General features: G+C 70.8%; 22 protein-coding genes and 2 tRNA genes. 11 read left to right on the plus strand and 13 right to left on the minus strand.

The annotated features are described in order from the left end of the window. Nucleotides 1-12 precede the first annotated feature (12 nt). Nucleotides 13-1710 carry a DNA repair protein RecN gene (gene recN / locus ACIPQB_RS08185; RefSeq protein ID WP_446484704.1) on the plus strand — a complete coding sequence of 566 codons (1698 nt, stop codon included), beginning with the start codon at nt 13-15 and terminating at the stop codon, nt 1708-1710. A gap of 161 nt (nt 1711-1871) precedes the next feature. Here the strand turns inward: recN and ACIPQB_RS08190 are convergent, their stop codons facing one another. Continuing rightward, the gene (locus ACIPQB_RS08190) at nt 1872-2999 is read right to left on the minus strand and encodes an acyltransferase family protein (RefSeq protein ID WP_446484705.1); all 1128 of its coding nucleotides are present in this window, start codon (nt 2997-2999) and stop codon (nt 1872-1874) included. A gap of 118 nt (nt 3000-3117) precedes the next feature. Between ACIPQB_RS08190 and ligA the strand changes: the two genes are divergently transcribed. From ligA to ACIPQB_RS08210, 4 genes are all read left to right on the plus strand, one after another. After that, nucleotides 3118-5463, plus strand: coding sequence for an NAD-dependent DNA ligase LigA (gene ligA, locus ACIPQB_RS08195; protein ID WP_446484706.1), 2346 nt, complete (start codon nt 3118-3120; stop codon nt 5461-5463). 75 nt (nt 5464-5538) lie between these two features. Further along, nucleotides 5539-5970 carry a DUF2147 domain-containing protein gene (locus tag ACIPQB_RS08200; RefSeq protein ID WP_446484707.1) on the plus strand — a complete coding sequence of 144 codons (432 nt, stop codon included), beginning with the start codon at nt 5539-5541 and terminating at the stop codon, nt 5968-5970. 66 nt (nt 5971-6036) lie between these two features. Next, nucleotides 6037-6444 (plus strand): nuclear transport factor 2 family protein, encoded by a 408-nt coding sequence (locus ACIPQB_RS08205; RefSeq protein ID WP_446484708.1) that lies wholly within the window; start codon nt 6037-6039, stop codon nt 6442-6444. Between the two features lie 130 nt (nt 6445-6574). Beyond that, entirely contained in the window at nt 6575-6967 is a 393-nt protein-coding gene (locus tag ACIPQB_RS08210; RefSeq protein ID WP_446484709.1) for a hypothetical protein, read from the plus strand. A gap of 328 nt (nt 6968-7295) precedes the next feature. Here the strand turns inward: ACIPQB_RS08210 and ACIPQB_RS08215 are convergent, their stop codons facing one another. From ACIPQB_RS08215 to pip, 6 genes are all read right to left on the minus strand, one after another. Further along, complete coding sequence (locus ACIPQB_RS08215) at nt 7296-9107, minus strand: aminopeptidase P family protein (RefSeq protein ID WP_446484710.1); 1812 nt, start codon at nt 9105-9107, stop codon at nt 7296-7298. Between the two features lie 51 nt (nt 9108-9158). Continuing rightward, nucleotides 9159-9608 (minus strand): hypothetical protein, encoded by a 450-nt coding sequence (locus ACIPQB_RS08220; RefSeq protein WP_446484711.1) that lies wholly within the window; start codon nt 9606-9608, stop codon nt 9159-9161. Between the two features lie 94 nt (nt 9609-9702). Next, the gene (locus ACIPQB_RS08225) at nt 9703-10569 is read right to left on the minus strand and encodes a 50S ribosomal protein L11 methyltransferase (protein ID WP_446484712.1); all 867 of its coding nucleotides are present in this window, start codon (nt 10567-10569) and stop codon (nt 9703-9705) included. A 119-nt stretch (nt 10570-10688) separates the two neighbouring features. Then, nucleotides 10689-12080 (minus strand): O-antigen ligase family protein, encoded by a 1392-nt coding sequence (locus ACIPQB_RS08230; protein ID WP_446484713.1) that lies wholly within the window; start codon nt 12078-12080, stop codon nt 10689-10691. A gap of 85 nt (nt 12081-12165) precedes the next feature. Next, nucleotides 12166-12567, minus strand: coding sequence for a hypothetical protein (locus ACIPQB_RS08235; protein ID WP_446484714.1), 402 nt, complete (start codon nt 12565-12567; stop codon nt 12166-12168). A 208-nt stretch (nt 12568-12775) separates the two neighbouring features. Continuing rightward, nucleotides 12776-13765 (minus strand): prolyl aminopeptidase, encoded by a 990-nt coding sequence (gene pip / locus ACIPQB_RS08240; RefSeq protein WP_446484715.1) that lies wholly within the window; start codon nt 13763-13765, stop codon nt 12776-12778. Between the two features lie 84 nt (nt 13766-13849). Between pip and ACIPQB_RS08245 the strand changes: the two genes are divergently transcribed. Both ACIPQB_RS08245 and ACIPQB_RS08250 read left to right on the plus strand, forming a co-directional pair. Then, a complete protein-coding gene (locus ACIPQB_RS08245) occupies nt 13850-14947 on the plus strand; it encodes an HPP family protein (RefSeq protein WP_446484716.1) in 1098 nt (365 codons plus the stop codon). 46 nt (nt 14948-14993) lie between these two features. Continuing rightward, nucleotides 14994-15248 (plus strand): low temperature requirement protein A, encoded by a 255-nt coding sequence (locus ACIPQB_RS08250; protein WP_446484717.1) that lies wholly within the window; start codon nt 14994-14996, stop codon nt 15246-15248. Nucleotide 15249: 1 nt separating this feature from the next. Here ACIPQB_RS08250 and ACIPQB_RS08255 read toward each other — a convergent pair whose 3' ends face one another. Both ACIPQB_RS08255 and ACIPQB_RS08260 read right to left on the minus strand, forming a co-directional pair. Beyond that, on the minus strand, nt 15250-15591 hold the full coding sequence (locus ACIPQB_RS08255) for a hypothetical protein (protein WP_446484718.1): 342 nt from the start codon (nt 15589-15591) through the stop codon (nt 15250-15252). Between the two features lie 406 nt (nt 15592-15997). Then, entirely contained in the window at nt 15998-16960 is a 963-nt protein-coding gene (locus ACIPQB_RS08260; RefSeq protein ID WP_446484744.1) for an alpha/beta fold hydrolase, read from the minus strand. 166 nt (nt 16961-17126) lie between these two features. On the opposite strand from ACIPQB_RS08260, the gene ACIPQB_RS08265 reads away from it, so the two are divergent. Next, nucleotides 17127-18353 carry a multidrug effflux MFS transporter gene (locus ACIPQB_RS08265; protein WP_446484719.1) on the plus strand — a complete coding sequence of 409 codons (1227 nt, stop codon included), beginning with the start codon at nt 17127-17129 and terminating at the stop codon, nt 18351-18353. Nucleotides 18354-19017: 664 nt separating this feature from the next. Here the strand turns inward: ACIPQB_RS08265 and ACIPQB_RS08270 are convergent. The 4 genes from ACIPQB_RS08270 to rlmB all read right to left on the minus strand — a co-directional run bounded on the left by ACIPQB_RS08270 (nt 19018) and on the right by rlmB (nt 22646). Then, the gene (locus ACIPQB_RS08270) at nt 19018-19407 is read right to left on the minus strand and encodes a DUF423 domain-containing protein (protein WP_446484720.1); all 390 of its coding nucleotides are present in this window, start codon (nt 19405-19407) and stop codon (nt 19018-19020) included. After that, entirely contained in the window at nt 19408-20148 is a 741-nt protein-coding gene (locus ACIPQB_RS08275; RefSeq protein ID WP_446484721.1) for a TerC family protein, read from the minus strand. A gap of 95 nt (nt 20149-20243) precedes the next feature. Then, on the minus strand, nt 20244-21704 hold the full coding sequence (locus ACIPQB_RS08280; RefSeq protein ID WP_446484722.1) for a hypothetical protein: 1461 nt from the start codon (nt 21702-21704) through the stop codon (nt 20244-20246). A 105-nt stretch (nt 21705-21809) separates the two neighbouring features. Continuing rightward, nucleotides 21810-22646 (minus strand): 23S rRNA (guanosine(2251)-2'-O)-methyltransferase RlmB, encoded by an 837-nt coding sequence (gene rlmB, locus ACIPQB_RS08285; protein WP_446484723.1) that lies wholly within the window; start codon nt 22644-22646, stop codon nt 21810-21812. Nucleotides 22647-22816: 170 nt separating this feature from the next. Between rlmB and ACIPQB_RS08290 the strand changes: the two genes are divergently transcribed. From ACIPQB_RS08290 to ACIPQB_RS08300, 3 genes are all read left to right on the plus strand, one after another. Continuing rightward, a tRNA-Tyr gene (locus ACIPQB_RS08290) sits at nt 22817-22902 on the plus strand. 88 nt (nt 22903-22990) lie between these two features. Next, nucleotides 22991-23064, plus strand: a tRNA-Gly gene (locus tag ACIPQB_RS08295). 52 nt (nt 23065-23116) lie between these two features. Then, nucleotides 23117-23691: GTP-binding protein (locus ACIPQB_RS08300; protein ID WP_446484724.1), on the plus strand; the 575-nt coding region annotated here is incomplete at its 3' end.

A 23691-nucleotide genomic window follows, 5' to 3' on the forward strand; every position in this document is an offset into this window, starting at 1 on the left:
ATCCTGCGGCCCATGCTGATCGGCCTTTCCATCCGCGACGTCGTGCTCATCGAAAGCCTGGACCTGGCCATCGGGCCGGGCCTGACCGCCCTGACCGGCGAGACCGGGGCCGGCAAGTCGATCATCCTCGACGCCCTGGGCCTGGCCGCCGGGGCCCGGGCCGACGCCGGCTTGGTTCGGCGCGGGGCGACGGGCCACGCCAGCGCCACGGCCATCTTCGCCCTGCCGGCCGACCACGCCGCCTTCGCCTATCTTGACGACAAGGGGCTGGACTACAGCCGCGACGAGGACCTGGTGCTGCGCCGGCAGCTGTCGGCCGACGGCCGCAGCCGCGCCTTCGTCAACGACCAGGCCACCAGCGTCGGCGTGCTCAAGGACCTGGGCGCCCTGCTGCTGGAGGTCCATGGCCAGCACGAGACCGTCGGCCTGCTCGACGTGCGCACCCACCGCACCCTGCTGGACGCCTTCGGCTCGGTCGGGGCGGGGGCGGTCGCCGCCGCCTGGAGCGCCTGGCGCGCCGCCCGCGAGAAGGCCGCCGCCCTGCGCGACCTGGCCGACCGCGCCGCCGTCGAGACCGAGGAACTGACCCTGCGCCTGTCGGAGCTGGACCGCCTGGACCCGCGCGAGGGCGAGGAGGTCCAGCTGGCCGAGGAGCGGGCCCTGCTGGGCTCGGCCGAAAAGGCCCTGGCCGACATCGAGGCCGCCCGCGACGCCCTCGGCGGCGACGCCCTGTCGGGCAAGCTGGCCGGGGCCTTCCGGGCCCTGGAGCGGGCCCGGGACCGCGCCGCCCACGCCGGCGCCCCGGCCGACGGCGCGGCCATGGTCCGCCTGGCCGCCGCCTGCGAGGCGGTCGACCGGGCCCTGGTCGAGGCCCAGGAGGCGGTCGCCGCCATCGACGCGGCCGCCGACAGCTTCGAGTTCCAGCCCGACCAGCTGGAAAAGACCGAGGAGCGCCTGTTCGCCCTGCGCGGCATGGCCCGCAAGCTCAACATCGCCGTCGAGCTGCTGCCCGCCGCCCGCGCCGACTTCGCCGCCCGCCTGCAGGCGATCGAGACCTCCGGCGAGGCGCTGAAGGCCGCCGAGGCCGAGGCGGCCGACGCTCGCGAGGCCTATGTCCACGCCGCCCAGGCCCTGTCGGCCGAGCGCCGCGCCGCCGGCGACCGCCTGGCCGCCGCCGTCGAGGCCGAGCTGGCCCCGCTGAAGCTGGAAAAGGCCCGCTTCCGGGTGGCGATCGAGACCCTGGACGAGGACCGCGCCGGCCCGACCGGCATGGACCGCGTCGCCTTCGAGATCTCGACCAATCCCGGCGCGCCGTTCGGGCCGATCGAGGCCATCGCCTCGGGCGGCGAGCTGGCCCGCTTCGCCCTGGCCCTGAAAGCTGCTCTGGCAGGAAGAGGCGACGGCCCCCAGCCGCTGATGATCTTCGACGAGGTCGACCAGGGCGTCGGCGGGGCCGTGGCCGACGCGGTGGGCCTGCGCCTCAAGCGCCTGGCCGCCAACGCCCAGGTGCTGGTCGTCACCCACTCGGCCCAGGTCGCCGCCCGGGCCGACGCCCACTGGCGGATCGCCAAGTCCGGCGACGACGCCGCCATCCGCACCCGGGTCGAACCGCTGTCGGACGCCGAACGCCAGGAAGAGATCGCCCGCATGCTCTCGGGCGCCGAGGTCACCGAGGCGGCCCGGGCCGCGGCGCGGGCGCTGATCGGCTAGGGCGGGTTTCCTGAGCTGAATCGCGCGTCTGAAACCCCGTCTCCCCGGCGAAGGCCGGGGTCCAGGTGAAACCCACGAGCCGCTCAGGATGAATCTGGATCCCGGCCTTCGCCGGGAAGACGGAAGAAGGAGAAGGCGCGTCGATCTAAAATCAGTGCACGTTAGGCTGCAATCGGCTCGCTGGCGGGGGCGGGGACAGCCGCCTCCCGCCGCGACCAACGCTTGATCCAGGCCTGCAGCGGGGTGTCGACCAGGCGCTCGAACAGCCAGGCGCCGGCGACGCAGGCGGGGAGGGCGAGCGCCCAGGTCAGCCACAGCATTGTGGCGTCGAAGCCGAACCTGGCCGCCGCGGCGCGCTGGGCCCCGAACCAGACCACGGCCACCAGCTGGTTGGTCAGGAACAGCGAGAACGACAGCCGCCCGGCCAGGCTGGCCCAGGCCGAGCCCTTGGCCCCCGAGGCGCCGGCGGCGTAGATCAGCAGGCTCAGCAGGGCCAGGCTGGCGTGGTCGAAGCGGCCCAGGGCCTGCAGGGCGAACACGCCGAGGCCGGCGGCGATCGCCAATCCGTCGGCCAGGCGCGACGGGATGGTCGTCGGCATCCGGGCGACCAGCATGCCCAGGACGAACAGCGGAATCCCCCGCACCAGACCGAACCGCAGCGGCAGCTGGTGGCCCGGTATGCCGGTCGCCGCCAGGGCCGCGTAGTCGACGGCCAGGAAGATCGCCACGCCGACCGCCAGGGTCGTCCACGGCGAGCGGACCTTGGCGGTCAGCCGCCAGGCGGCCGGGAAGCCGGCATAGCAGACGATCAGGGCCGACAGGGTCCAAGTCGGCATGTTCCAGCCCGAGATCCCGGGCACGAACCAGGCCTGGACCAGGAAGACCTGCGGCAGCAGCTGGCTCCACTGGAACCACTGCGGGTTCTGCGGCGCCAGGCCGATCGCCGCCGTGCCCAGCACGAAGGCCACGAACACCACCAGCATGACCAGGTGGGCCGGCCAGATGCGCAGCATCCGGCGCTTGAGGAATTCGCCGGTCCCCACGCCGCCGCTCAGCACCCGCTCGCCATAGGTCCGCGCCAGCACATAGCCCGACAGCATCAGGAAGAAGTCGGTGCCCAGATAGCCGCGGCTCAGGGCCGGATGCAGGGCGAACAGCGACACCGGGGCCCGCTCGGCCACGTGATAGAGCACGATGAACAGGGCCGCGACGAAACGCAGGACGTCCAGGGCGCCGCCGCGCACCAGGCCGCGGGCGCCATTCTGGGACATCGAGGCGGTCTGGGTCATGCTCAAGCTCCTACGCCGGCCCGTCGCAGCAAGGCCCGGGCCAGCGTCGCGCGCACCCTTCGCCAGGACGGCGGAGTTCGCTAGTCTGCCGCCGCGTTCGCAGCTTCCGGATTCGCCCGTGTCCCAGATCCCCGTCGCCGACCTTTCCGAAGCCCAGGCCGCCGAGGAGCTGGAGCGCCTGGCCGACGACCTGGCCGCCCACGACCTGCGCTACCACCAGCAGGACGCGCCGGTCATTTCCGACGCCGAATATGACGCGCTCAAGCGCCGCAACCTCGACATCGAGGACCGCTTCCCGCACCTGGTGCGTGACAACTCGCCGTCCCTGCGGGTCGGGGCGGCGCGGGCCGAGCAGTTCGCGCCGGTCGAGCACGGCGTGCCGATGCTCAGCCTCGACAACGCCTTTTCCAATGACGAGGCCGTGGAGTTCGACGCCCGCATCCGCCGGTTCCTGCGGCTGGCCGGCGAGCCGGTGTTCTACACCGCCGAGCCGAAGATCGACGGGCTGTCGGCCTCGCTGCGCTACGAGAACGGCGTGCTGGTCCAGGGGGCGACGCGGGGCGACGGCCGGGTGGGCGAAGACGTCACCGCCAACCTGCGCACCGTGGGCGACATCCCCCACCGCCTGAAAGGCTCAGGCTGGCCCGAGGTGATCGAAATCCGCGGCGAGGTCTATGTCGAGCTGGAGGCCTTCGCCGCCTTCAACGCCGCCGCCCTGGAGGCGGGCCAGCGCACCTACGCCAATCCGCGCAACTTCGCCGCCGGCTCGCTGCGCCAGATCGACCCGAAGATCAGCGCCCAGCGGCCGCTGCGGTTCTTCGCCTATGCCTGGGGCCTGGTCAGCGGCCCGTTCGCCGCCGGCCAGTGGGAGGCGCTGGAGCGGCTGCGTGACTGGGGCTTCGTGACCACCGCCCCGCCGGCCCGCCGCGTGCAGGACGCGCAAGGGCTGCTCGACGCCTATGCCGAATTCGAGGTGCTGCGGCCCAAGCTGCCGTTCGACATCGACGGCGTGGTCTACAAGGTCGACGACCTGGAGCAGCAGCGCCGGCTGGGCTTCGTCTCGCGCTCGCCGCGCTGGGCCGTCGCCCGCAAGTTCCCGGCCCAGCAGGCCCGCACCATCCTGGAGGCCATCGACCTGCAGGTGGGCCGCACCGGGGCGATCACCCCGGTGGCGCGGCTGCGGCCGGTGACGGTCGGCGGGGTCTCGGTGACCAACGCCACCCTGCACAACGCCGACGAGATCGCCCGCAAGGACGTCCGGATCGGCGACACGGTGATCCTGCAGCGAGCCGGCGACGTCATCCCGCAGATCGTCGGGCCGGTGCTGGACGAGCGCCCGGACGGGGCGGTCCCGTTCGAATTCCCCACCCACTGTCCCTGCCACCTGGAGACGCCGCTGGTCCGCGAGACCAACGCCTCGGGCGACGAATCTGTGGTGCGCCGCTGCAGCGGCGAGTTCGCCTGCCCGTTCCAGCGGGTCGAGCACCTGCGCCACTTCGTGTCGCGCCGGGCCTTCGACATCGAGGGCCTGGGCGAAAAGCAGCTGGCCGCCTTCTTCGAGGCCGGCTGGATCAAGGAGCCGGCCGACATCTTCAAGCTGGCCCGCGACGAGGACAAGCTGGCCCAGCTGCGGGAGCGCGACGGCTATGGCGAGACCTCGGTCGCCAACCTGGTCAAGGGCATCGAGGCGCGGCGGACCATCGGCCTGGACCGGGTGATCTACGGCCTGGGCATGCGCGACATCGGCGAGACGACCTCGACGGTGCTGGCCCGCAATTTCGACCGCTTCGAGGACCTGCAGGCCGCCGCCGAGCGGGCCGCCGGCCAGCTGCCGGGCCCGACCTATCTGGAACTGGCCGGCGCCCCGGGCGTCGGGCCCAAGGCGCGCGACGAACTGGTCGAGGCCGGCCGGGCGGGCTGGCGCGAGGATCCGTGGCCGGAAGCCGACAGCCTGGAGGTCAAGATCGGCCACGCCGTGCCCAAGCTGTCCAAGCCCGCCCGGACGGCCCTGGCCGAGCGCTACGGCGACTGGAACGCCTTCGCCCAGGCCCTGGTCGAGGCGGCGCGGGGCGCGCCGGGCGAGGACTATCTGCAGCTGGCGGCGATCGACGGCATCGGGCCGGTGGCGGCCCAGTCCCTGGCCCGGTTCTTCGCCGAGAGCCACAACCGCGAGAAGGTCGCCAATCTGGTCGCCCAGCTCGACATCCAGCCGGTGGCCAAGCCCAAGACCGACACCGCCGTGGCCGGCAAGACCGTGGTCTTCACCGGCGCGCTGGAGAAGATGACCCGCGACGAGGCCAAGGCGCAGGCCGAGGCGCTGGGCGCCAAGGTCGCCTCGTCGGTGTCGAAGAAGACCGACCTGGTGGTGGCCGGACCAGGGGCGGGCTCGAAGCTGAAGACCGCGACCGATCTGGGCATCCAGGTGATGACCGAGGACGAATGGCTGGCGATGGTCGCGGGATAGGCGAGCGCATCAATTCATCGCCAGTTCAGGCGAACAGGCGTTAGAAGGGGGCAAAGCTCTCGGGAGAAACGCCTCATGAAACTGCCCCTCCTCGCCGCCGCCGCCCTGGCTGGTCCCCTGGCCGTCGCCATGGCCTCGCCGGTCCTGGCCCAGGACGTCACCGGCCTGTGGCAGACCCAGACCAATGGCGGCCAGGTCGAGATCGCCCGCTGCGGCAACAGCCTGTGCGGCAAGCTGGTCAATTCCGACCACATCCGGGCCGATCCGGGCGTCAAGGACGCCAAGAACAAGGACACGGCCCTGCGCGACCGGCCGCTGAAGAACATGCAGATGCTCTACGACTTCACCGGCGGCCCGACCAAATGGACCGGCGGCAAGGTCTACAACGCCGCCGACGGCGGCACCTATTCGGGCACCATCACCCTGACCTCGGCCAATTCGCTGAAGCTGAAGGGCTGCATCGTCGCCCCGTTCTGCAAGACCGAGACCTGGACGCGGATCAAGTAGGCCCCGGCCGCCCTTGCGCTTCCTGCCTTCCGGGCGGACCCTGTCGCAAAGCTTCGGGAGGCGGTCATGAGCAGCGGCAATCTATCGGTGGTCCGGCAGGTCTATGCCAGCTTCGCGGCCGGCGACGTCGCCGCGATCCTGGCGTCGCTGACCGACGACGTCCGCTGGGCGGTGATCGGACCGCCGGGCGCCTATCCGCTGTTCGGCGCCCGGACCGGTCCCGCGGAGGTCGCCGCCTTCTTCCAGGGCGTCGGCGAGAACGAGGACTTCAGCGATTTCTCGCCCCGCCGGTTCCTGGCAGACGGCGATACGGTGGTGGTGCTGGGCCACGCCGCCTATCGGCTCAAGCGTACCGGCGCCGCGGTCGACACCGACTGGGTCCACGTCTTCACCCTGCGCGGCGGCAAGGTCAGCGGCTTCCAGGAATACGCCGACAGCGCCCAGATCGCGGCGGGGTATCGGGCGTCGCCGTGAGCGGCAGCTATCGAACGCCGAACCGGTCCGGGTCTGGCGTCAGCTTGACGGCGCATATCAACTAAAAGTGCTATGGATGAGCATTGGCAACCATGGCATGATTTCGGTTCACCTTGCGGGGAGGCGGCCGATGCCCAAGTTCAAAGTTACCTTCGCTAAAGACACCACTTTCGACGATATGGGCGAGGGTCTTCGGTGGATTCCGGACCGGGATAGCAACGTGGTGCAAAAGGACGCCTACTGGATAATCAAGGTCCAGTGGGGAACCGACCGGCAGAGCCTCAACAATCTGAAAGGCAGGATCGAACGGTATTCCGGGGCCAAGTGCGAAGTGGAAGTGTCGGACGACCGTACGGCCGAGATCCCGCGTCGCGCTCACGTCAATCTCGTTCGGGCGCACAACAGGGAGGCGCCGATCGCCTATAATCAGCCGAGAAAGAATCGGCGCAATACGCTTGATGGGTTTATCGTTTACCCTGACGACTACAACAGTTCTGACGACGAAAATGACTACGTGCCTTGATTGCAAGTCACTGACCGCCCGAACCGGCGACGAAAGCTTCGAATAGAGACCCTTCGCCTTCGCTTTCCGACCTGATTATGTTGATCGGCTACTCGTTAATACTTTCACCGTCATCTCGGGCCTTGTGCCCGGGACCCATCGTTCCGTGCGCACGGGAGGTGAAATGGCGCGCCAGCGCGCCACTCTCCTGCACCTGCGGCGGAGAGATGGGTCCCGGGCACAAGGCCCGGGATGACGAGGAAGGGGAAACGAGGAGCTGAGCTTCAGGGCGTTTTATATAACGCATTTCCTGAGGCGAATCGGTGTCCGCTGCGCCGGACACAACGCCCTACAGCGGCGCGCAGGCCGTTTGCAGCCAGGCGCGGACCTCCGGCTCGACCCGCGGGCCGATCTCGCGCAGGACGCGGGCGTGGTAGGCGTCGAACTGGGCGATTTCCTCGGGGCTGAGCAGGGCCTTGTCGACTAGGCGGCGGTCGATCGGGGCCAAGGTCAGGGCCTGGAAGCGGTGCATCGGCCGATCGCCGCCGCCGATCGGCTCGGCCGGCATCACCACCTCGAGGTTCTCGATGCGAATGCCGTATTCGCCGTCCTTGTAGTAGCCGGGTTCGTTGGAGACGATCATCCCCGGCTGCAGGGCCACGGTATTGGGAGCCTTGGAGATCCGGTGCGGGCCCTCGTGGACGCCGAGATAGACCCCGACGCCGTGGCCGGTGCCGTGGTCGTAGTCGAGGCCATGAGCCCATAGGGCGGCGCGGGCGAAGGCGTCGATGGCCGAGCCGGTGGTGCCGGGCGGAAACCGCAGCCGGGCGATGGCCAGATGGCCCTTCAGCACCAGGGTGTTGCGGGTGACCATCTCGGCCGTCGGCTGGCCGATCGCCACCGTGCGGGTGACGTCGGTGGTGCCGTCCAGGTACTGGCCGCCGCTGTCGACCAGCAGCAGAGAACCGAGGGCGGCCCGCTGGTTGCTGCGCTCGGTCGGGCGATAGTGGGGCAGGGCGCCGTGGCCGTTGGCGGCGCCGATGGTGTCGAAACTGAGATCCTTGAGCACGCCGGTCGCCTCGCGGAAGGCCTCCAGCCTGGCCACGGCCTCCTTCTCGTCGGGCGGATTGACCTGGCCCTCGGTGGCCAGCCAGTGCAGGAACCGGGTCAGGGCCGCGCCGTCGCGCTTGTGGGCCTCGACCGTGCCGGCGATCTCGACGGGGTTCTTGCAGGCCCGGGGCAGGGTGCAGGGGTCCATGGCCCGCACCACGGTCGCGCCGGCGGCGGCCAGGCTGTCGAAGTACCAGGCCGAGGACTGGGCCGGATCGACGGCCACCTTCAGGCCGACCAGCTCGGCCAGGGCGGCGTCCACGGCCCCCGGCGGCTCCAGCGACACCTGGTTGCCCAGCCAGGCGGGCAGGTCGGGGGTGACCTTGGCCGGGTCGAGAAACAGCCGGGCCGAGCCGTCGGCCCGGACCACGGCCTGGGACAGCGGCAGGGGCGAGCGGATGACGTCGCCGCCGCGGATGTTGAACAGCCAGGCGATCGAGGCCGGGGCGGTGATCACCGCCGCGTCGGCCCCCAGGGCGGCGACGGCCGCGCCGACCCGGGCCCGCTTGGAGGCCGAGTCCTCGCCGGCATAGTCCACCGGCTGCGGCACGACGGGGGCGGCGGGTTGGGCGGGGCGCTCGGCCCCCCAGGCCTCGTCGAGCGGATTGACCGCCACGGGCTTCAGCGCCGCCCCGGCCCTGGCGGCGGCGGCCTTCAGGGCGTCCAGCGCTTGCGGGCTGTGCAGGCGGGCGTCGTAGCCGATCACCGCGCCGGGGGCGGCGGTCTCCAGATAGGCCGGCACCCCGCCCTCGACCAGATCGCGGATCTCGAACACGCCCGGATCGACCTGCTCGCGGACCTGCAGGGTGTAGCGGCCGTCGACGAACACCGCGGCCCGATCCTGGAAGATCACCCCGGCCCCGGCCGAGCCGGTGAAGCCGCTGGCCCAGGCCAGGCGATCGTTGGCCGGCGGCAGATATTCGTTCTGGTGCTCGTCCTCGTGCGGCACCAGGAAGCCGTCCAGGCCCTGGCGGGCCATGGCGGCGCGGATCAGCGGGACGTGACGGGGGCCGAAGCCGGGATCGGTGGATTCATCGAAGGTCTGGCGCATGCCTCCGATTTAGTCCGCCCCTCCCCAAGAGGAAAGAGGCGGTCGGGACGCTTATTGCTGGGGTTGCGGCTGCGGCTGATGAGCCGGCGGCGCCTGGACGTTGGGATCGGCCGACGGGGCCAGGGTGTCGTCGCGCGAGGCGGCGGCGCGATCGGCGGCGTCCTTGGCGGCCTGGGCGGCGTTCAGCGCCGTCGACTCGGTCGAGCGGCGGGCCGAGTCGGCTGCGGCGGTGGCGTCGCGGGCCGCCTGCTGGGCGACGCTCTGGGCCTGGTCGGCGCCGGCCTGGGCCCCTTGCAGGGCGCCGACGGCGCGGCCCTGTTCCTGCGCCTGGAGGAGTTGGTCGTCGCTGGGGGTGCGCGACCCCACGGTCAGCATGAAGGCCACGGCGATGATCGCCACGATGGCCACCACGCCGGCCACGAACCAGCCGGTGGCGCCGCCCGGACGGCGGACCTCGACCACGCGCTCGGGATGGGGGGCGTTGGGATCGACATAGGTCATGACGTTGCTCCTGGAGCGAGATGTCCCGCAGAAACAAACGTGGCGAGGGGGGCGGACGTTCCCCTCACGAACACCCTCTCCCTAGGAGAGGGTTTCAGTTACGCTGCAGCACCAGCGCCGCCCAGGCGTCGCGGTGGATGCGGCGGACGACCTTGAAGCCGCGGGAGACATAGGCGGCCTTGACCATCCGCTCCTGGGTGCGCAGCAGGCCCGACAGGACCACCGTGCCGCCGGGGACCAGGGCGCGCTTGATGTCCTGGGCCAGGCTGACCAGCGGCCGGGCCAGGATGTTGGCGAACACCAGGTCGTAGGGGGCGTTGTCGGCGACCAGCCGGTGGCCCAGGCCCGAGGCGTGGACGAAGCGGGCGTTGGCGCGGTTGACCTTGGCGTTCTCTTTGGAGATGCGGACGCTGGGTCGGTCGATGTCGGTGCCGACGGCGATCTTCGTGCCGGTGCGGGCCGCGGCGATGGCCAGGAGGCCCGTGCCGGCCCCGACGTCGAGCACCTTGTTGAAGCGCCGGGCCTTGATCAGCTGGTCATAGGCCAGCAGGCAGCCGACGGTGGTGCCGTGGTGGCCGGTGCCGAAGGCCGCGCCGGCCTCGATGCGCAGGTTGACGGTGCTGGCCGGCAGGCGGCCGCGGTCGTGCATGCCGTAGACGAAGAACCGTCCGGCCCGCACCGGCGGCAGGCCCGACAGGGCCATGGCCAGCCAGTCGGCGTCGGCCAGGGTCTCGCGCAGCACCTTCAGCGGATAGCCGGCCAGCACCGCCAGCAGGCCCGCGTCCTCCTCGTCGGTGGTCGGGAAGGCGTCGATGCGCCAGATCCCCTTGTCCTCGTCCTCTTCGAGGATCGAATAGGTCGCGCCTTCGAGGCCGGGGTGGTTGTCGATGGCGTCGGCGGCGGCTTCGGCGTCGGCGCGCGCGCCGCGGGCGACGATCTGCTGGGGCGTGTAGTCGGTCATGCCGCTCCAGTAGCGGCCCAGAGCCAGCCGCGCGACCTCGAAATCGCCCGGCCTGCTCTAGATTTATGTTTTCGCATCGTTTTTGCGGAAAACCGGCTCCCACTTTTCCGCACGATGCTTCAGGCGCCGAAAGGTGAGACCGCGCGCTTGCCGAATGTCGGGACGCCGTCGCGGGCGGCGGCCCAGGTCTCCGGCACGGGCTCGGCCGGGGCCAGGGTCCAGGCCAGGACGGGCTCGGGCAGCAGGGGCCGCCTGGGCGTCTGCCCCGCCTGCCCAAGCTCGCCCGGGACCGGCCCCAGCAGCCGCGCCACCGCCGCGCAGGCCAGGGCCCAGGCGATGCCGTTGCGCTCGAGGATAAAGCTTTCGGAGAAGGTGGTCAGCAGGAAGATGGCCAGGAACAGCGTCGCCCAATAGCCGTCGGCGACCTTGTGGAAGCGGAACAGGCTGACCAGCAGGGCCCCGCCCAGCACCAGGGCGCACAGCCCCACCCCGATCCAGCCCAGCTGGGCCAGGATGTCGAGCCAGCCGTTGTGGGCGGTGGGCACCAGCCAGCCGGTCTCCTTGCGGATCCAGTTGGCGGGCGCCGAGTCCAGCCGCCAGAACACCGCATAGCCATAGCCGGTCAGCGGCGCCTTGGCCGACTGGCGCAGCAGGGCGGTCCAGATCTCGGTGCGGCCGGTCAGGGACGGGTCCTTGCCAATGGCCTTGAACGCCAGTTCCGGGGCCAGCCACAGCACCAGGGCCAGGGCCGCGACGACGGTGATCCCGGTCCAGACGACGATCACCGCCATGGCCGGTCCGCGCCGGGTGGCCGCCAGCAGCAGCGAGCCGGCCAGGCCGATCATCAGGGCCAGCAGCGAGGTCTTGGACTTGCTCATTACGATCATCGCCGCCGACAGGGCGATGGCCAAGACGAACAGCTTGCGTCGCGGCGAGCCGGCCAGGATGGCGGCCATCGAAGCCAGGGCGCAATAGACCATCATCGCCCCCATCTGGTTCTTCTCGTACCAGAGGCCGCGCCAGTCGCCGGCGTTGATGTCGTGCTGCACGCCCATCTTCGGATAGGCCACGGCGGCCAGCAGCCCGCCGACCGCCAGGACCAGGAAGGTGACGGCGATGATCTCGGCCATCCGCCGCCCGTCGAAGCTGGCGGCGAAATAGAGGCCGAACAGCGTGGTGAAGGCCGCCGCCAGGGCTCGGCGGTTGGTGGTGCCGGGGTCCAGCGACCAGGCGGCCGAGGCGAACACCCAGAAGATCAGCAGGCTCAGCAGGCCGGCCGGCAGCCAGAAGCTGAGCAGCCGCGGCGCGCGCCACAGGGCCAGGGCCAGGATCAGGGCGTAGACCGGCAGCCACATCAGCCGCAGCAGCGGCATGTCTTCGCCGCCGGCCTGCAGGGGATCCACCAGCGGACCGATCAGGGCGTTGGACAGCATGAACAGCACCAGGCCGCAGGCCAGGGCTTCCAGCTTGCGCGCCAGGCTGTGTCGTTCGCTGATCTGGCCGGTCTGCAAGGTCTGGTCCGCCCCCTGGCGCGAAACGAGACACGCGCCGCCTGAGGGAAGACCGATTGCAAGGCGGAGGCCGCAGGCTCGTCGATCAGGGCATCGCGGCGACGGCGATCGGCGCCGGCGGCGGTCGCGGGGCCGGCGGGGCGTCCACCACGGCCAGCTGTTCAGGCTCCGGTTCCGGCTCCACCAGGGGGTCTTCGTAGGGCGGGGGTTCGTAGGGCAGGGGTTCGGAGGCGACCACCTCGGGGGCGGGATCCGGTTGCGGCGGCGTCAGGAAGTCGGTGCCGATGACATAGTCGGGAACCTTGCCGGTCGGCCAGACGATCGGCTCGACGTCCTCGGTCGGCGTGGCGGCGAGGAGGTAGGTCTCCGGTTCCGGCGCGGTCTGAGGCCCGGTCCGCATGACCAGCCCGCCGGCCAGGCCGATCGCTGCGGCGACGGCCGTGCCGATCAGCGCCGTGCGGTGCGCCAGGATGTCGGAAACGTCCATTTTAAGAAAGCGCGCGGGCCGGGGATTCGTTCGTTTCCATCCCCAACGCCGTCATCCCGGGCCTTGTGCCCGGGACCCATGGTTCAGCTTGCACGTGAAGCGCCTTGGCGCGCCAGCGCGCCACTCCACCGCCCTTGCGGCGGTGAGATGGGTCCCGGGCGCCAGGCCCGGGATGACGGTGAAGGGATCGGTTCGGCCGGCGAACGCGCTACGTCCGCAACGCCGCATCCGTGGCCCGCACCAGGCCGTCGATGACGCCGGGTTCGGTCGAGGCGTGGCCGGCGTCCCAGACGATCTCGAAATTGGCCTCGGGCCAGGCCTTGTGCAGCGACCAGGCGCTGTCGAGCGGGGTGACCACGTCGAACCGGCCCTGGACGATCCAGGCCGGGATGTGGCGGATGCGGTCGATATTGTTCAGGATCCAGCCGTCTTCCGCGAAGAAGCCCTGGTTGGCGAAGAAGTGGCATTCGATCCGCGCGAAGGCGATGGCGAAGTCTTCCTCGTTGAACTTCGGCGGACGGGCCTCGGGGCCGCGCAGCGAGATGGTGTCGCCCTCCCACTGGCTCCAGGCGTTGGCGGCCTGGGCCTGGATGCGGCGGTCGGGATGGGTCAGTCGACGGTGATAGGCGGCCATCAGGTCGCTGCGCTCGTCGACCGGGATCGGGGCCAGGAACCGCTCCCAGGCGTCGGGGAACAGCATCGAGGCCCCGTGCTGGTAGAACCAGCCCAGCTCCTTCTGGGTCAGCAGGAAGATGCCGCGCAGCACCAGGCCCTCGACCCGGTCGGGGTGGGTGAGGGCGTAGGCCAGGGCCAGGGTCGAGCCCCAGGAACCGCCGAACACCGTCCACTTCTCGACGCCCAGGTGCTCGCGCAGGCGCTCGATGTCGGCGATCAGGCTCCAGGTGGTGTTGTCCTCAAGGCTGGCGTTGGGCCGCGAGCGGCCGCAGCCGCGCTGGTCGAACAGGGCCATGCGCCAGCGGTCGGGATCGAAGAACCGCCGCATGGTCGGATTGACCGCCCCGCCGGGGCCGCCGTGCAGGATCACCGCCGGCTTGCCGCGCGGCGCGCCGCACTCCTCGTAATAGATCTCGTGCGGGCCGTCGGTGTTCAGCCAGCCGAACGAGAACGGCTCGATGTCGCGAAACAGGCCGCGGCGGCCGTGGGACGACATGACGGAGGCGGAAGCGTTACGGTCCATGCCTAACCCTAGCCCGGTTTAGGGGGCGGTGGAAACGGCGGGATTGGGGTTCATTTGCGGCGGGGCTTGGCGTATCGGGCGGGGATGAAGGATCGATTCCCCCCGGCCCTGCGCCTCCGGTCGGCCGGCGGGCTGATCGACATCGGCCGCGCCGGGCTGGGCGCGGTGCTCGGCATGCTGTTCGCCGGGGTGGCCGCGCGGCTGATGATCGGCGGCGACCCGCGCATCGCGCCGCTGCTGGTGGCGCCGATCGGGGCCTCGGCGGTGCTGATCTTCGCGGTGCCGGCCAGCCCCCTGGCCCAGCCGCGCTCGGTGATCTGCGGCAATGTGGTCTCGGCCCTGGTCGGGATCACCTGCGCCCTGCTGATCCCCAACCCGACCCTGGCCGCGCCGGTCGCCGTCAGCGCCGCGATCATGCTGATGCTGCTGACCGGCTGCCTGCATCCGCCCGGCGGGGCCGTGGCGCTGATCTGCGTGATCGGCGGGCCCCAGGTGCGGCAGATGGGCTATCTGTTCGCGCTCAGCCCGGTGGGCCTGGACTCGCTGCTGCTGACCGGGGCCGGGATGGCCTATCACCGGCTGATGGGCCGCTCCTATCCGCACCGCGCCCCAACCCCGGCCGTCAGTCCCCACGGGACCGCCGACGCGCCGCCGACCGCGCGGGCCGGCTTCACCGCCGGCGACCTCGACGCCGCCCTGGCCCGCTACGGCGAGCTGCTCGACGTCAGCCGCGACGACCTCGACGCCCTGTTCCGCCAGGTCGAGCTGCAGGCCCACCAGCGGCTGCACGCCCAGATCCTGTGCGGCGACATCATGTCGACCGACGTCATCGTCCTGGATCCGCAGCAGACCTGCCAGAGCGCGCTGCTCTACATGCAGGAGCACGACCTGCGCACCGCCCCGGTGGTCGACGCCCAGCGCCGGGTGCTGGGCCTGGCCCGGCGGGCCGAGCTGCTGGCCAACCGCGACCGCAAGGTCGAGGTGGCGATCGACCCGTTCGTGCACCGGGTACGGGCGACCACGCCGATCCAGGCCCTGCTGCCGCTGCTGTCCAGCGGCGCCGTCCACGAGGCGGTGGTCGTCGACGCCGACCGCACCCTGCGCGGCATCGTCACCCAGACCGACCTGCTGGCCGTGCTCTACCGCGCCCACGTGGTCGAGGCGATGGCGGCCGAGCGATGACGCGGGCGGTCGCGATCCGGTTTCCTTTGTCCTATCCTCCGGCCCCATGAACAATCCCGAAGACCTCAGCGACGACGAACTGCTGGAGCTGCTGACCCCGCGCCAGCTGGCCGAGCTGGACCGCGCCATCGCCGAGATGATGGCCCAGGAGGGCCTGGACCGCGTGGTCTCGCTGCAGGTGATGGCCCAGGTCTACACCGTCCGCGCCGCCGAACGCGACGAGACCTCGGCCCTGGCCATGCTGCAGATGGCCGCCGCCATGCGCCGGCGGGCGGCGATCCTGGCGGCGGAGCAGGGGTAGGTTAGAACCGTACCCGGCGCCGGCCCTTGAGCTTCTCCAGCGCTCGCACGGCGTGCTCGACCTGGGCCGAGACCTGGGCCACGGCCGCGGCGGGGGCCATGGCCGGGACCGCGAGGGCGGGCTCCGGCGCTTCGGCGGCCGGCTTGGCGCGGGCCGAGCCGGTCATGGTCGCGACCTTGCGGACCACGGCCGCCAGGTCGCCACAGGCCTTGGCCTTGTCGCGGGCTTTGCGGATCTCAGCGGGATCATCGCTGGTCTCCAGGATCGCCCAGACCGCATCGAGGGCGGCCATGAGCTTGAGTTGCAGGGTCTCGTACCAGGCGGGGAGGGAAGGTTGGGTCATGCCGCCAGTGTGCGGCCGTCCTGGAGGGTGGGGATCGGAAACCTGCGTTTTCTTGTAAGGGGTTGATTTTACGCAAGTCTGTTTCGCGAACAGCGGGGATAGAGCGCGGCCTCCTCCACTTTTCCCGTCTCCCCGGCGAAGGCCGGGGCCCAGATCGAACCCAGAGCGCCGGTCGTCCGGCCACCGCCAGCAGGCGCGTCATCCCCAGACGCTCAGGCTGAATCTGGGCCCCGGCCTTCGCCGGGGAGACGGGGAAAAGGAAGCCCTGTGGATAACTTTCGCGTCTGAAGCCGCCGGCGGAAGCTTCTACGCCGGCGCCCTATCCTGAACCGCTGCCACCCCCATCCCCGGCCCTTCCCCCATCAAGGGGGAAGGGAGATCACGAGCCTGTGGATAACTCGCGCCCCTAAAGCGGGAACCGCCGGTCCAGCCAGTCCAGCAGGATGGCGTTGACCCGTTCGGGCTGCTCCTGCTGGGTCCAGTGGCCGCTGTCCTCGACCAGCACCTTTTCCAGGTCCGAGATCTGGTCGCCCATCCGGTCGGCCAGGGACGGCGGCAGGACCACGTCGTGCTCGGCCATGATCATCAGGCAGGGGACGCCGTCGATCCGCTGGGGCAGGTCGGCCGAGCGCTCCCAGTTGCGCGTGAAGTTGCGGTACCAGTTCAGGCCGCCGGTGAAGCCGGTGCGGGCGAAGGCCTCGACGAACACCGCCAACTCCTCGGGGCTCAGCAGTTGGTGGTCGTCGGCGGCGGGGTCGTAGCGCGCCAGGCCCTCCTGCAGGGCCAGCGACCGCCGCTCGGCCGGGCGGGCGGCGAACTCGGCCTGGGTCGCCGCCGGCCGGCGCATGAAATAGCGCATCGTCTTGTCGACGTCGGCGGCCAGTTCGGCGTCGGCGACGCCCGGTTTCTGGAAGTGGACGATGTACATGTCCTCGCCGAAGGCGTTGCGGAACATGGCGACCGGGTCGATCGGCAGGCGCGGGATGAACGGCGTGTTGAGGCCGACGACCCCGGCGACCCGGCCCGGATGCAGCAGCGGCGCCTGCCAGACGACGATCCCGCCCCAGTCGTGGCCGCAGAACACCGCCTGGTCGACGCCCAGATGGTCGAGCAGCCCGACCAGGTCGCCGGTCAGGTGCTCCATGTCATAGGCCTCCACCGCCTCCGGGCGCTCGGTCAGGCCGTAGCCGCGCTGGTCCGGGGCGATCACCCAGCGGCCGGCCGCCGCCAGGGCCGCGATCTGGCGCCGCCAGGAATAGGCCAGCTCCGGAAAGCCGTGGCACAGCACGATCGGCACGCCCTGGCGCGGCCCGGATTCGTAATAGGCCATGCGAATGCCGTTGACCTGGGCGTAGCGCGGCTCGGGCATGACAGCGAGACCGGGGGCGGCGGGCCCGGGGACGTCGGATCGGGACATGGCGTTTCCTGCTTATGTTATTGGCGATCACCCTGACGGCGGCCGCTCGGCCGGGCAAGTGATCGATTCCGTGGGTCAAGGTCTTACCCCCGGGGAAAACCAGCGTAAAAGCGCCGCCATGACCGACACCGCCCCGTCCGCCCCCGCCGCCATCCCCTGGCGGCTCGTCCTGATGCTGGGGGCCATGACCGCCTTCGCGCCGATGTCGATCGACATGTACCTGTCCAGCCTGCCGGAGATCGGCCGGACGCTGCACGCCGGGGCCGACGACACCCAGGCCACTCTGGCGGCCTTCTTCGCCGGCATGGCCCTGGGCCAGTTCCTCTACGGCCCGGCCTCGGACCGCTTCGGCCGCCGGCCGCCGCTGCTGCTGGGCATCGGCATCTATGTCGCCGCCTCCCTGGCCTGCGCCCTGGCCCCGACCATCCAGGTGCTGATCGCCGCCCGCTTCGTCCAGGCCCTGGGCGGCTGCGCCGGGGCGGTGATCGCCAGGGCCGTCGTGCGCGACCGGTTCAACCACACGGACACCGCCCGGGTGCTGTCGCTGATGACCCTGATCATGGGCCTGGCCCCGGTGCTGGCCCCGCAGCTGGGCGGGGTGATCCAGTTCGTGGGCGGCTGGCGCGGGGTGTTCTGGACCCTGGTGGTGTTCGGCCTGCTGATCGGCCTGTGGGTCGCCCTGGCCCTGGCGGAGTCGCGCTCGCAGGCCACCGCCCTGCAAGCCCGCTCGGAGAACCCGTTCCGGGCCTATGGCGCCCTGCTGGGCCAGAGGCGGCTGGTCGGCTACGGCCTGGCCGGGGCGCTGAACGGCGCGACCCTGTTCACCTACATCTCCACCGCGCCGGCCCTGGTGATGGAGACCTATGGCCACACGCCGCTGGTCTTCAACCTGATCTTCGCCTTCAACGCCGTCGGCATCATCGGGGCCAGCCAGGTCAACCGGCTGCTGCTGCGGCGCTCGACGCCGGACCGGGTGCTGGTCCGCGCCAGCATCGCCTCGATCATCGCCGCCTTCCTGCTGGTCGCGGCCGCCTGGAGCGGGCTGGGCGGGCAGTTCACGGTGCTGCCGCTGCTGTTCGCCGCCCTGTCGAGCTACGGCCTGATGGCCGGCAACACCATGGCCGGGGCGCTGAGCGTCGATCCCAGCCGGGCCGGCTCGACCTCGGCCCTAATGGGCGGGGCCTCGTTCGCGGCCGGGGCCCTGGCCTCCTGGGCCGGCGGCCTGCTGCACGACGGCACCCCCCGGCCGGTGGCGGCGGTGATGTTCGTCTGCCTGGTCGGCTCCAGCCTGGCGATCTTCGGTCTGGCGGTCCCCAAGGATCGGCGGGGCAAGGCGGCGGCCTGACAGGCCGAACGTCCGCCCAGGGTGGTTATGAGGCCTATCGAGAAATCTGAGCTCCGCCGGCTGCCCCAATGCCAATCGCTGCCCTCTCGATCCGCCAAACGATCAGGTCGGCGCTCTCTACGAGCAACGCCGTTCGGAAGAAGATCGGGGGCAGCCCAGGGCGATAAAACGTAACCTGTTCCACGGTAATTGGCGGAACGCGAAGGCCATTCTGAATTTGCGCATCTCTCACTTGATGCTGACCTGCCCTGGCCGCCAGGTCTTGAATGGAAATCCGCTTCCGTCCAAACGGGTAGTTAAGAGCCAAATCGTCGCCAATTCTGAGGATCGCAATGCCGCGCCTCCAAATGAAATTGGCGATAAGCGCTAAAGATGTAATTAATCCAAACACAGCTCCAACAAGCCCCAGTGGGTATAATCCCCCAACCATGGGAGGGGGGCGCCAGTTTCGAGTAGCGCCATCCACGAGTATCCACGCGCACATCACGCTGACGCCAATGGCCCAACCCGCGACTTTGCGAAGCGAGTATCTAGCGATGATCTCCCGCGGCGCAGCTTGACCGTTCATTTTGCTGAAATGAGCGCGAGGAAATGTTTGCGTCAAGCGCGCACCATGGCCGCAACGGGTCGGAATCGCTCCTAGGCGAGGGGCGCGACGCCGACCCTAGGCCTCGCCCTCGATCGTTCCCGCCCGCCAGGCCAGCAGCAGCCAGCCGGCCAGGAAGCACAGGCCGCCGAACGGCGTGACCAAGCCCAGGACAGGCGGAGCCCCGAAGGCCAGGGCGTAGAGCGAGCCGGAGAACAGCGCCGTTCCGCCCAGGAACAGGCCCGGCGTCCACAGGCCCGGCCGGGCGCCCGCCTCTTTCCGTGCGGATTGGCGCGCCGCCAGCCAGGCGAACACCGCCAGGGCGTGGATCATCTGGTAGAACGCGCCGGTGTGCAGCAGCTCGGCGGCCCGCGCGTCCCGGACCCCATGGGCGGCGAAGGCCCCGAAGGCCACGGCCAGGAAGCCGCTCAGAGCGGCCAGACGGACGGCCAGGCCGACGGGCCTCATCTATTTGTGCTTCCGGTGGGCGGCCAGCTCTTCGGGCTTGATGTCGAGGGCGGCCGGGGCGATGGCGTTGTAGGCGCCGGTCTTCTGCAGGTCCATCACCACGCTGCGATGGCCCTCCCAGATCATGTGCAGGGCGACATAGAGCACGATGGCCAGGCCGATGAAGCCGATCCAGCGGTGCCTGTGCAGCAGGTTGGCGATGGCGCTGGCGGCCACCCCCATCAGGATGATCGACAGCAGCAGGCCGAACACCAGGATGGCCGGATGCTCGCGGGCCGCCCCGGCCACGGCCAGCACATTGTCCAGCGACATCGAGACGTCGGCGATCAGCACCTGCAGGAAGGCCTGTTTGAAGGTCTTGACCGGACGGGCCCGCGGCTCGGTGGCCGCGTCGTCATCCAGCATCGCCCGGGCGTTCTCCTGGTCGTGGGTGATCTGCTCGCGCAGCTCGCGCCACATCTTCCAGCACACCCACAGCAAGAGCACGCCGCCGGCCAGCAGCAGGCCGATGACGCCCAGCAGCCAGGTGGTGATCAGGGCGAAGCTGATCCGCAGCACCACCGCCGCGCCCAGGCCGTAGAGGATGACCTTGCGCCGCTGCTGGACCGGCAGGCCGCCGGCCGCCAGGCCCACGGCCACGGCGTTGTCGCCCGCCAGGACTAGGTCGATCATCAGGACGGACAGGAAGGCCGCGAACGGCCCGTCCAGCCCGCCCGCCTGGGCTATGAGCGTGTCGAACATCGCGCCTCAATGCGTCAGCCGCGGCGGTCTGGCAAGCATCGGCTCGCCGTGGCGGGGCGATGCTTGCCAGACCGCCCCGACGCGTCGGCTCGGCCCTAGTGGAGGGGTTCGAGGTCCTTGGAGTTGGCGGGGGCGCTTGGGGCGCCCTGACCGGCGAGCGGCGAGGCGAAGGGATCGTGCTCCTTCGGCGCGGGGGCGGCAGGGTCGGCGGCCGGAGGATGGGCGGCGCCGGCCTCGGCCCGGCGCGCCGCGTCGAGATCCAGCGCATAGGGGCCGTGGCCGGTCAGGCCGCGGAACCTGCGGCGGCGCTCGGCCCGGGCCTGGGAGGCGGCGGTGGCCCCGCGCGAGATGGCCACCAGGATCAGCAGGGCCAGCAGCACCAGCAGTCCGCCCAGCAGCGAGCGGCCCGGAATCCTGCCGACCCCCGGCACGTCGATCGTTTGGAAGCGCTTGAGGTCCGACAGGGCCCGGCGGAAGCCCTGGGGCGTGGCCTGGGCCTGGGCCGGAACCGGCGCCACCTGCCTGGCGATCGCCCCCAGCGCAAAGTCCTGGGCCGGCTTGGCGCCGTTCAGCGTCGCCCCGAACTGGGTCTTCAGCGGACCCTTGGCGGCCGGGGTCGGCGTCACGTTCCAGGCGAAGGTGGCCGGCTCGCCGGGGCGGACCACGGCGGTCTGGCGGCCGTTGGGGGTCACCTCGTAGCCTTCGCCCTGCAGCTCGGCATAGGCGCTGGTCTTGCGGGCCGCCTTGCCCAGGCCCAGCTTGGCGGCCTCGGTCCGGATCATCTCGCCCAGGGTGGCGGGCAGGGACAGGGTGACCTGGCCCGGCTGGCCCGTGGCCAGGCTGGCGCCGGAGGCCATCACCGCGCCCTGGGTGGCGGCCGGGGCCACGGCGGCCTGCAGCTGCTGGATCTTGGCCGGCGACCTGGCCGGGGCCGCAGGGGCGACCGGCGCCGCGACCGGGGCCTTGGCGACGATCGCCGGCTTGTCGACCGCGACCGGCTTCAGCGGCGCCGGGGCGGCCGCCACGACCGGCTTCGGCGCCGGCTCGGCGGTGGGATAGAGGACGGGCGCGGGCGGCGGCGGCGCCTTCCGGGCCGGCTTCGCGGCGAGCTTGGGGGCGGCCGGGACCGCGGCGCGGGCGGCGGCATGGACGTCCGCATGGGCGGCGGGCGCGGCGGCGTGGCGGCGGCGGACGGGCGCGAGCTCGGCGTCGGCCTCGGCCTCGGCCTCGGCCTCGGGCGCCGCGCGGACCGCGCGCTCGGCCGGATTGGCGATCGGGGCCATGGCGGTGACCAGGGTCCCGTCGGCCCGGCGCCAGGTCGTCAGGGCGGAGTCGTCGTCGGCGACGGCGGCCGGGGGCGCGGCGGGGCCGCCCAGCAGGCCGTCGGCGGCCGGCGGCGCGCCCAGCAGCTCCGGCGGCGGACCGGGATGGGTCATCGGCGCAGGTTCGGCCGGCGGCGCGGTATCGACCGGCGCGCGTGCGCCGCAGCCGGCCGTCGCCAGGACCGCCAGCGCGCAGCCGGCCAGGGCCGTCAGGCGGACTTTATCGTGCAACATCGGGCCCCCGATTCCCCGTTCGACGTCGCCGGCAAGCCGCGCCGGCAGGAACAGGCCTTGAGAAAACCATGTCATCGCCGCCAAATCAAAACGGTTAACGCCGATTCATGAACCGGTTTCATCCCTGGCGCGAACTTTCGACGCTTCATAGAGCGCCACTGCCGCCGCGGCGGACACGTTCAGGCTTTCGAAGCCGCCTGGCATGGCGATCTTGCCCATGACGTCGCAGTGCTCGGCCACCAGCCGGCGCACGCCTTCGCCCTCCGAGCCCAGCACCAGCACGGTCGGGCGGCCGTCCAGCACCTGGTCGAGGGTCTGCTCGGCCTCGCCCGACAGGCCCACGGCCCGCCAGCCCAGGTCGGCCAGCTCCTCCAGGGCCCGGGACAGGTTGACCACCCGGGCGTAGGGCACCTTGTCGATCGCCCCGACCGCGGTCTTGGCCAGCACCCCCGACAGGGCCGGGGCGTGGCGGTCCTGCAGGATCGCGCCCCTGGCCCCGAAGGCGGCGGCCGAGCGGAAGATCGCCCCGATGTTCTGCGGGTCGGTGATCTGGTCGAACATCACCAGCAGGCCCTGGGCGGGCGTGCCGAGGTCATAGACCGACAGCGCCTCGGGCTCGTCGATCTTCAGGGCCAGGCCCTGGTGCACGGCGCCGGCCGGCAGCTGGCGGGCGATGTCGGCGCCCTCCAGGATCTGCACGAAGGGGGCGCGGGCGATCGCGGGGGCGAGTCGCTTGGCGCGGTCGGCGGTGGCCAGCAGGCGTTTCGGGGCGGGTCTGGCGGGGTTGGCCAGGGCGGCCTCGACGGCGTGAATCCCCCAGATCCAGTCCTTGGCGTCGCCTTGCCCCTTGGAAAACTCATTGGTTTTCCGGGGCTTGGAACGAAAATCGCGACCTTGTGCAGAAGGCTTTTTCCGGTCGTTGCGTTCGGAATGAGAGGACACTATAAGACGCGCTCCGATTTGGGGCCCTGAGGGTTTCCACGAGCCAGGGCGGCGCTGCTTTAGCATCGTCCGAGCGGCTTCGAGGAAGCTTTTGTTCCTTTTTCGTGACCGACGGTTCGCCGGCGGTCCGCGAAGGGAAGGGCCGCTTTGAAGGAACTCTGTCGCGCGCTGGGGGAATGTCCCGAGTGGCAAAGGGGGGGGACTGTAAATCCCCTGGCGTACGCCTTCGCAGGTTCGAGTCCTGCTTCCCCCACCACGCGCGACAAGAGCTCCGGCAAGGCGTGGACCCTGAAGCCTGAGACCGGGAGCCGATCGCGACCCCGCTAGCCCAGTTGGGTGTTTAGGCGGGTATAGCACAATGGTAGTGCAGCAGCCTTCCAAGCTGAGGATGCGGGTTCGATTCCCGCTACCCGCTCCAGCTCCCAAGACATGACCCCTGAAACAAGCCCGCCGGCGCGAAGGTAGAGACGATGGCCAAGGAAAAGTTCGAACGTAACAAGCCGCACTGCAACATCGGCACGATTGGTCACGTTGACCATGGCAAGACGACGCTGACGGCGGCGATCACCATCATTCTGGCCAAGAGCGGCGGGGCGACGGCGAAGAACTACGCCGACATCGACGCGGCGCCGGAAGAAAAGGCCCGCGGCATCACCATCAACACCGCGCACGTGGAATATGAGACGGCGGCCCGTCACTACGCCCACGTCGACTGCCCCGGCCACGCCGACTATGTGAAGAACATGATCACCGGCGCGGCGCAGATGGACGGCGCGATCCTGGTGGTGTCGGCGGCCGACGGCCCGATGCCGCAGACCCGCGAGCACATCCTGCTGGCCCGCCAGGTCGGCGTCCCGGCCCTGGTGGTCTACATGAACAAGGTCGACCTGGTCGACGACGCCGAGCTGCTGGAGCTGGTGGAGATGGAAGTGCGCGAGCTGCTGAGCTCCTACGACTTCCCCGGCGACGACATCCCGATCACCAAGGGCTCGGCCAAGGTGGCGATCGACGGCGGCGACCCGGTGATCGGCGAGCAGTCGATCCT

The organism is Caulobacter sp. LARHSG274 (assembly GCF_052871235.1).

Bases quoted from the DNA above. Each gene is read 5' to 3' on its own strand.
- ACIPQB_RS08200 (WP_446484707.1), top strand. From the start codon at position 5,539: ATGAAACTGCCCCTCCTCGCCGCCGCCGCCCTGGCTGGTCCCCTGGCC.
- pip (WP_446484715.1), bottom strand. From the start codon at position 13,765: ATGGACCGTAACGCTTCCGCCTCCGTCATGTCGTCCCACGGCCGCCGC.
- ACIPQB_RS08190 (WP_446484705.1), bottom strand. From the start codon at position 2,999: ATGACCCAGACCGCCTCGATGTCCCAGAATGGCGCCCGCGGCCTGGTG.
- recN (WP_446484704.1), top strand. From the start codon at position 13: ATGCTGATCGGCCTTTCCATCCGCGACGTCGTGCTCATCGAAAGCCTG.
- ACIPQB_RS08215 (WP_446484710.1), bottom strand. From the start codon at position 9,107: ATGCGCCAGACCTTCGATGAATCCACCGATCCCGGCTTCGGCCCCCGT.
- ACIPQB_RS08265 (WP_446484719.1), top strand. From the start codon at position 17,127: ATGACCGACACCGCCCCGTCCGCCCCCGCCGCCATCCCCTGGCGGCTC.
- ACIPQB_RS08210 (WP_446484709.1), top strand. From the start codon at position 6,575: ATGCCCAAGTTCAAAGTTACCTTCGCTAAAGACACCACTTTCGACGAT.
- ACIPQB_RS08245 (WP_446484716.1), top strand. From the start codon at position 13,850: ATGAAGGATCGATTCCCCCCGGCCCTGCGCCTCCGGTCGGCCGGCGGG.
- ACIPQB_RS08260 (WP_446484744.1), bottom strand. From the start codon at position 16,960: ATGCCCGAGCCGCGCTACGCCCAGGTCAACGGCATTCGCATGGCCTAT.
- ACIPQB_RS08255 (WP_446484718.1), bottom strand. From the start codon at position 15,591: ATGACCCAACCTTCCCTCCCCGCCTGGTACGAGACCCTGCAACTCAAG.
- ACIPQB_RS08280 (WP_446484722.1), bottom strand. From the start codon at position 21,704: ATGTTGCACGATAAAGTCCGCCTGACGGCCCTGGCCGGCTGCGCGCTG.
- ACIPQB_RS08235 (WP_446484714.1), bottom strand. From the start codon at position 12,567: ATGGACGTTTCCGACATCCTGGCGCACCGCACGGCGCTGATCGGCACG.
- ACIPQB_RS08275 (WP_446484721.1), bottom strand. From the start codon at position 20,148: ATGTTCGACACGCTCATAGCCCAGGCGGGCGGGCTGGACGGGCCGTTC.
- ACIPQB_RS08225 (WP_446484712.1), bottom strand. From the start codon at position 10,569: ATGACCGACTACACGCCCCAGCAGATCGTCGCCCGCGGCGCGCGCGCC.
- ACIPQB_RS08270 (WP_446484720.1), bottom strand. From the start codon at position 19,407: ATGAGGCCCGTCGGCCTGGCCGTCCGTCTGGCCGCTCTGAGCGGCTTC.
- ACIPQB_RS08205 (WP_446484708.1), top strand. From the start codon at position 6,037: ATGAGCAGCGGCAATCTATCGGTGGTCCGGCAGGTCTATGCCAGCTTC.
- ACIPQB_RS08250 (WP_446484717.1), top strand. From the start codon at position 14,994: ATGAACAATCCCGAAGACCTCAGCGACGACGAACTGCTGGAGCTGCTG.
- ACIPQB_RS08220 (WP_446484711.1), bottom strand. From the start codon at position 9,608: ATGACCTATGTCGATCCCAACGCCCCCCATCCCGAGCGCGTGGTCGAG.